Genomic DNA, 6,752 nt, shown 5'->3' on the forward strand with positions numbered 1-6,752 from the left:
CCGGGGCCGGTCCGCACGACCAGGACTCGGCGAGCGCATCGACGATCAGCGTCCCGCGGCCACAGTCCTCGTCACGGCCGGCAGCGCGGGCGGCGTCGACCGCGGCGGGGAAGTCATCCGTCGATGAGGGTGGCGACGGCCCGGCACAGCAGGTGCACACTGCGCCGGAACTTCTCGTCCTGGCTCAGCCGGGGCATCTCCGTGAGCAGGAGCGGGAAGCGCGCGTGCAGGTCCGCGTAGACCTCTTCGGTGACGGGGGCCAGTTGAGCCTCGCTCTGTTCCTGTAGGACGAAGCCGGTGATGTGGCTGAGCAGGGTGTCGGCGGCGGTGCCGCCGTGTTCGACGGGGACGCCGGCGTCGAGGAGGGTGCGCAGCAGGCGTTCCATCAGGGACAGTCCGCCGGTACTGAGCATCCTGGGACTGTCGACCAGTAAGAGCGCGCCGCCCGGCTGTTTGAGGAGGGCCTGGCGCAGCGTGCTGGCCTGTGCCTCGATCCGGTCCTGCCAGGTCGCCTCGGGCGGCAGGGCGGCCAGGGCGGCGCTGCCGTCGTCATGCGCCTGTCGGCAGACCCGGTCGGCCATCATCGCGAGCAACTCGTCCTTGCCGCGCACGTGGTAGTAGAGGCTGCCCGCGTGCGCGCCGAGCCGTTCGGCCACCTGGCGCATGGACAGGGCCTGGTATCCGACCTCGGCGAACGTCGCCATACCGGCATCGATGATCCGCTCCTTGGTGAGCTTCATCCCCTTACCGTAAAGGTTTTCCAACGGTGTTCGAAAGCTGTGTTAGCCTCCCGCCGACCATTTCGAACGGTGTTGCGGGGGGCGGGACATGGACGGGCTGCTGTTCAATGTGAGCACGGCGGCGTTGATGGTGATGATCATCAACTGCGGGCTCGGCGCGATCGGGCGTGACTCACTGCGCGGGCGCCCCGTCCCGTGGGCCGCGGTCGGCCTGACCGTACTGGCAGTGGCCGGCGTGCTGCTCCAGCTGTGCTGGTCGGGAGCGATGGCCGCGCTCGACAACGACCCGGCCAAGACCGGCTGGTGGCGGGTGCTCACCTCGGTCTTCCTGCAGAACGGCGGTCCGGCCGGCGCCCTCTGGAACATCGTCACCCTCGCCCTCGCGGCCGCGCTCGCGCAGTGGCTCTGGGGTGGCACGCTGACCTTGGTCCTCTTCGCCGCCGGCATCCTCCTGCCGGAGCACCTCGACGCCCTGCTCGGTCTCGGCGGCGGCCCCAGCACGGACCCGCGCAACTTCGCCGGCAGTTCCGGCGCGACCTACTTCCTCGGGGCCACCCTGGCCCTGGTGCTGCTGACCCGCACCCGCGTCAAGAAGCAGCAGGCCCTCGCGATCGCCGTCCCGGTGCTCGGCCTGCTGATGTGGATCCTGCAGGAGAACGGCCACGGCCTGGTCACCGTGTACGGCTTCGCGCTCGGCGCACCGGCCTGGGCGGTACGCCGCTTCCTGGGGCGCGCGGAGACCGAGCCGTCGCCGCACTCCGCGTGATGGGCCGGAGCCGGACGGTGTGGAGCCGAACTCGACGTCACGCACGCCGAGTTCGGGCACCCGGTCCCCAAACCCCTGACACCACCCCCTACCGCCCCGCCCCGCGCTTGTTCCAGACGTCGAAGCCCACCGCGGCGAGCAGCACCAGGCCCTTGATGACCTGCTGGTAGTCGGTGCCGATGCCGACCAACGACATGCCGTTGTTGAGGACGCCGAGGACCAGGCCGCCGATGACCGCGCCCATGACCGTGCCGACGCCGCCGCTCATGGAGGCGCCGCCGATGAACGAGGCGGCGATGGCTTCGAGTTCGAAGTTCAGACCGGCCTGTGGCGTACCCGCGTTGAGCCGGGCCGCGTAGACGCATCCGGCGAGCGCCGCCAGGACACCCATGGTGACGAAGATGGCGAGGGTGACGCGCTTGTCCTTGACGCCCGACAGCTGCGCGGCCGCCTTGTTGCCGCCGAGGGCGTACACATGCCGTCCGACGACCGCATGGCGCATCACATGGCCGAGGGCGAGCAGCAGACCGCACATCAGGAGCATCACGACCGGTACGCCGTGGAAGCTGGCCAGCGTCAGGGTGAAGGCCACGACGGCGGCGGTCAGCGCGGTGCATCTGGCCACCCACAGGCCGGTCGGCAACACGTCGAGTGCATGGGCCAGTTGGCGTTTGCGCTGCCGGCATTCGCGGAGCAGGAGGAGGGCGACGGCGCAGAGGCCGAGCGCGAGGGTGGGGTTGTGGTACCGGGTGTACGGGCCCAACTCCGGGAGGAACCCCTTGGCCAGGTCCTGGAAGCCGTCCGGGAACGGCGCCAGCGACTGGCCCTCCAGGACGATCTGGGTCGCGCCGCGGAAGAGCAGCATGCCGGCGAGGGTCACGATGAACGACGGGATCCCGAGGTACGCGATGAAGAAGCCCTGCCAGGCCCCCGCGACCGCGCCGATCAGCAACGAGAGGAGCAGCGCGGGCACCCAGGGCAGGCCGTGCCTGACCATCAGCACCGCAGCCACCGCGCCGACGAAGGCGACCAACGAGCCGACGGACAGGTCGATATGGCCCGCGATGATGACGATCATCATGCCCATGGCCAGGATGAGGATGTAGCTGTTCTGCTGGATCAGGTTGGAGACGTTGTTCGGCAGCAGCAGCGTGCCGTCGGTCCAGATCTGGAACAGCACGACGATGAAGGCCAGGGCGATCAGCATGCCGTACTGGCGCAGGTTGGCGCGGGCGCCGTGCACCAGGAGGGCGAGCCCGGGCGGCGACGCGGGCCGGTCCTTGGCCGGAGGGGGTGCGGTGGTGGTCATGGCGGGGCCTCAGCTCCCGTTCTCGGTCGGAGGGCGCAGGGTCATACGGCGCATCAGGACTTCCTGGGTGGCCTCGGCGCGGGTGACGACACCGGTCAGCCGGCCCTCGGCCATGGTGTAGATCCGGTCGCACATCCCGAGCAGTTCGGGCAGCTCGGAGGAGAGGAAGAGCACCGCCTTGCCGCGGGCCGCGAGGTCGTCGATCACGGTGTAGATCTCGAACTTCGCGCCGACGTCCACGCCGCGCGTCGGCTCGTCGAGGATCAGTACCTGCGGGTCGGCGTGGATCCACCTGCTCAGTACGACCTTCTGCTGGTTGCCGCCGGACAGCCGGCCCACCTGCTCGGCAACCGTGGGCGTCTTGATGTTCAGGGCCGTGCGGTAGTGCTCGGCGACCCGGCGCTCGTGGTGCTCGTCCACGAAGCCGCGCATGCCGCTCCGTCGGCCGGCGTCCTGACGCCGCATACCGGGCAGCGAGGCCAGGGAGATGTTGCGCTGCACGGTGTCGAGGAGGTTCAGGCCGTAGCGCTTGCGGTCCTCGGTGACATAGGCGAGGCCCGCGGCGATGGCCGCCGGCACGGTCCGGGTGTCGGCCTCGCGGCCGCCGACGGCCACCGTCCCGGCGACGTACTGCCCGTAGGAGCGCCCGAAGACGGACCTGGCGAGTTCGGTGCGGCCCGCGCCCATCAGTCCGGCGATGCCGACGATCTCGCCGCGGCGCACGGTGAGCGACACCTCGTCGACGACCGTGCGCCGGTGGTCGACCGGATGCCGTACGGTCCAGCCGTCGACGGCGAGGGCGACCCGGCCGGCGTCCTCGCCCTCGTAGGGAGTGCGGTCGGGGAAGCGCTGGTCGAGAGCGCGGCCGACCATGCCCTGGATGAGGCGTTCCTCGGACAATTCCGGTGCTGTCGATGGAGCCTGACGTATCGTCAGTGTTTCGACCGTTCGGCCGTCGCGCAGGATGGTCACCGTGTCGGCGATCGCACGGATCTCGTTGAGCTTGTGGGAGATCACGATGCCGGCGACGCCCTGTTCGCGCAGCTGACGGATCAGTTCGAGCAGGTGCGCGCTGTCCTGGTCGTTGAGCGCCGCGGTGGGCTCGTCCAGGATGAGCAGCTTCACGTCCTTCGACAGGGCCTTGGCGATCTCCACCAGCTGTTGTTGGCCCACGCCCAGCTCCGCGACCGGCGTCTGCGGCCTCTCGTGCAGCCCCACCCGCGCCAGCAGCCGGCTCGCCTCGCGGTAGGTGCCGTTCCAGTCGATGGTGCCGCGGGTCGAGCGCCGCTCGTGGCCGAGGAAGATGTTCTCGGCGATCGACAGCTGGGGCACCAGGGCGAGCTCCTGATGGATGATGACGATGCCGTGCTGCTCACTGGCCCGGATGTCCTTGAAGGCCACCGGCTCGCCCTCGAAGCGGATCTCGCCCTCGTAACTTCCGTGCGGATACACCCCGCTGAGGATCTTCATCAGCGTGGACTTGCCCGCACCGTTCTCCCCGCAGACGGCGTGGATCTCCCCGGGCCGTACGGTCAGATGCACCTCGGAGAGCGCGGTGCCACCGGAGAACGTCTTGGTGATCGCGCGCATCTCCAGGACGGGCCGGGGCGGATCGGCGAGGGGACGCGGCTCACCGGCGGGCCGGGTCACCGCAGCTGTCCCGCGCTGAAGTACCCCTCGCGAACGAGGAGTTCGATGTTCCCCTTGTCGATGCTCACCGGCTTCAGCAGATACGCCGGCACGGTCTTCCTGCCGTTGTCGTAGTCGGTGGTGTTGTTGACCTCGGGCTTCCGGCCGTGGAGCACGGCATCGCCCATCTGCACGGCGCGCGCGGCGAGTTTGCGGGTGTCCTTGAAGACGGTCTGTGTCTGCTCGCCGCGGATGATGGACTTCACCGAGGCCAGTTCCGCGTCCTGCCCGGTGACGACCGGCAGATCCGCCCCGCGATATCCGGCGCTCTTCAGGGCGGAGATGATGCCCAGCGAGATCCCGTCGTACGGCGACAGCACCGCGTCGACCTTCACCTCGCCGTAGTTCTTGCTGATCAGGTCGTCCATCCGCTTCTGCGCGGTACCGCCGTCCCAGCGCAGCGTGGTGGCCTGGTTCATCCTCGTCTGCTTGCTGCCGACCACCAGTTGCCCGCTGCGGAGGTACGGCGTGAGGACGGCGAGGGCGCCGTTCCAGAAGTAGCGGGTGTTGTTGTCGTCGGGAGAGCCCGCGAACAGCTCGATGTGGTAGCTCCTGCCCGCGTCCCTGCGCGGCCTGCCCAGCTTCAGCTTGTCGACGAGGTACTGACCCTGGAGCCGGCCGACGCGTGCGTTGTCGAAGGACGCGTAGTAGTCGACGTTCTTCGTGCCCATGATCAGCCGGTCGTACGCGATCACCGGGATGCCCGCGTCGTGTGCGCGCTGCAGTACGTCGGTGAGCGCGGAGCCGTCGATGGCGGCGACCACCAGCAGTCGGTGTCCCTCGGCGATCATGTTCTCCAGCTGGGCGACCTGGTTCTCGACCTTGTCGTCGCCGTACTGCAGATCGGCCCGATACCCGGCCTTGCGGAACTGCTCCGCCATGTTCCGGCCGTCGGCGATCCAGCGCTCGGACGCCTTGGTGGGCATGGCGATGCCGATGGTGCCGCCGGTGCCGCGGGCGGGCCGGTAGCGGCTGCCGCCCCTGGCCTCCTGGCCACAGGCGGTCAGCGAGACGGCGAGCAGGGCGGCGCCGGCGGTGAGGAGGAGGGTGCGGGTCCGCATGGGTCAGTCCCTTTCCGGTACGGGGAAGCGACGGAGCCGGCCCGGGAGGCGGGCGCCCAGCGGCGACATCCCGCCGGCCGCGCCGTGCCGGGCCAGCAGGTCCAGGACCAACCGCCCGCGCCGGACCCGTTCCCGGGCGGTGGCGAGGGCGGGCTCGCGCAGATGGGCGCCGTAGGGATAGATGCCGGGCGCGTTGCTCAGGCCGAACTTGAGGTACAACGGGGCGCCACGCCGGATCAGCTCGGCCGCCTCGTACATCCGCACATAGCCGCCGAGGTCGTCGGGCGCCTCGACATACATGTCCATCGGGGCACGGCTGACCCGGCGGATCTCGGTGAGGTGGTCCGCGGTCAGATCGGAGGGCACATTGAGGGAGTCGGCGCCGAGCCGCTCGTACACGGCGAACGACGCGGGGTTGACCGGCCCCGCAAGCGCGGACACCTTGAAGGTGGTGTCGGCGGGCAGGAGCCGGGCCGCCCGCAACCGGTGCAGCGTCCACAGCACGCCCTCGTCCGCCACGAGCAGACAGCGCACCCCCAACTCGGCGGCCCGCAGGGCGTCTTCGACGCATCCGGCGAGGGCGTCATGACCGCGGGCGCGCAGCCCCGCGCCGCCGGAGCAGGTGCGGGTGGAGCCGCCGATGTCCCAGGTGCCGCGCGGACCGGTGAACAGGCACAGCTCGATGTCGCGCGCGGCGCACGCCCCGGCCATCTCGGTGATCTCGCCGTCGGTCAGCATCCACACGCCGCTGCCCTGACTGATCCGGTGGACCGGCACATCGAGGCGCGCGCTCTCCTCCAGCACGACGGACAGCGCCTCCGGGCCCTCCACGGAAGGGATCTCGGTACGCCAGACACCACCGTCGGGGAAGGTGTGCGGTGAGGCGTCCGCGGGATCGACCGGGGGAGTGGGGTGGCCGATGCGGGCGAGGGCACCGGCGCCGGGGCGACGGGTTTCTGACGCTGACGGGGCGATCACGAGGCTCCCATGGTCGATGTCGGCTGTTCGATATTTCGGATGGCGTTCGGGATCTTGGATATGCGGAGGGCTCGGGGAGTGGGGTGTGCGGAGGCAGGGGGGTGGGGTGGGGGGGGGGGGGGGGGGGGGCGGCGCCCCGAACACCCCACCGAGCACGGGCGCAGCCGCACCCCCGGTGGGGCCCGGGGGCAGGGGGGCCGGTGCACCCT

Annotated in this window: 6 protein-coding genes; 1 reads left to right on the forward strand and 5 read right to left on the reverse strand. The window is 70.3% G+C overall.

All coding sequences use genetic code 11. The annotated features are described in order from the left end of the window. Nucleotides 1-113 precede the first annotated feature (113 nt). Nucleotides 114-740 carry a TetR/AcrR family transcriptional regulator C-terminal domain-containing protein gene (locus ACFV1J_RS04440; protein ID WP_385855713.1) on the reverse strand — a complete coding sequence of 209 codons (627 nt, stop codon included), beginning with the start codon at nt 738-740 and terminating at the stop codon, nt 114-116. Between the two features lie 88 nt (nt 741-828). Here ACFV1J_RS04440 and ACFV1J_RS04445 point away from each other — a divergent pair, with 88 nt between their 5' ends. Then, nucleotides 829-1,506, forward strand: a complete 678-nt coding sequence (locus ACFV1J_RS04445) for a hypothetical protein (protein ID WP_385855714.1) — start codon at nt 829-831, stop codon at nt 1,504-1,506. Between the two features lie 88 nt (nt 1,507-1,594). On the opposite strand, the gene mmsB is transcribed toward ACFV1J_RS04445, so the two are convergent. Genes mmsB through ACFV1J_RS04465 form a run of 4 tightly spaced genes read right to left on the reverse strand, consistent with a single transcriptional unit; the run spans nt 1,595 to nt 6,543 of the window. Further along, on the reverse strand, nt 1,595-2,815 hold the full coding sequence (gene mmsB / locus ACFV1J_RS04450; RefSeq protein ID WP_385855715.1) for a multiple monosaccharide ABC transporter permease: 1,221 nt from the start codon (nt 2,813-2,815) through the stop codon (nt 1,595-1,597). 9 nt (nt 2,816-2,824) lie between these two features. Continuing rightward, a complete protein-coding gene (locus ACFV1J_RS04455) occupies nt 2,825-4,405 on the reverse strand; it encodes an ATP-binding cassette domain-containing protein (protein ID WP_385855993.1) in 1,581 nt (526 codons plus the stop codon). Nucleotides 4,406-4,461: 56 nt separating this feature from the next. Continuing rightward, nucleotides 4,462-5,565 (reverse strand): multiple monosaccharide ABC transporter substrate-binding protein, encoded by a 1,104-nt coding sequence (gene chvE / locus ACFV1J_RS04460; protein ID WP_385855716.1) that lies wholly within the window; start codon nt 5,563-5,565, stop codon nt 4,462-4,464. Between the two features lie 3 nt (nt 5,566-5,568). Beyond that, complete coding sequence (locus ACFV1J_RS04465) at nt 5,569-6,543, reverse strand: hypothetical protein (protein WP_385855717.1); 975 nt, start codon at nt 6,541-6,543, stop codon at nt 5,569-5,571. Nucleotides 6,544-6,752: the final 209 nt, after the last annotated feature.

The sequence above is a fragment of the Streptomyces sp. NPDC059649 genome, from assembly GCF_042734445.1.
Lineage (GTDB): Bacteria > Actinomycetota > Actinomycetes > Streptomycetales > Streptomycetaceae > Streptomyces.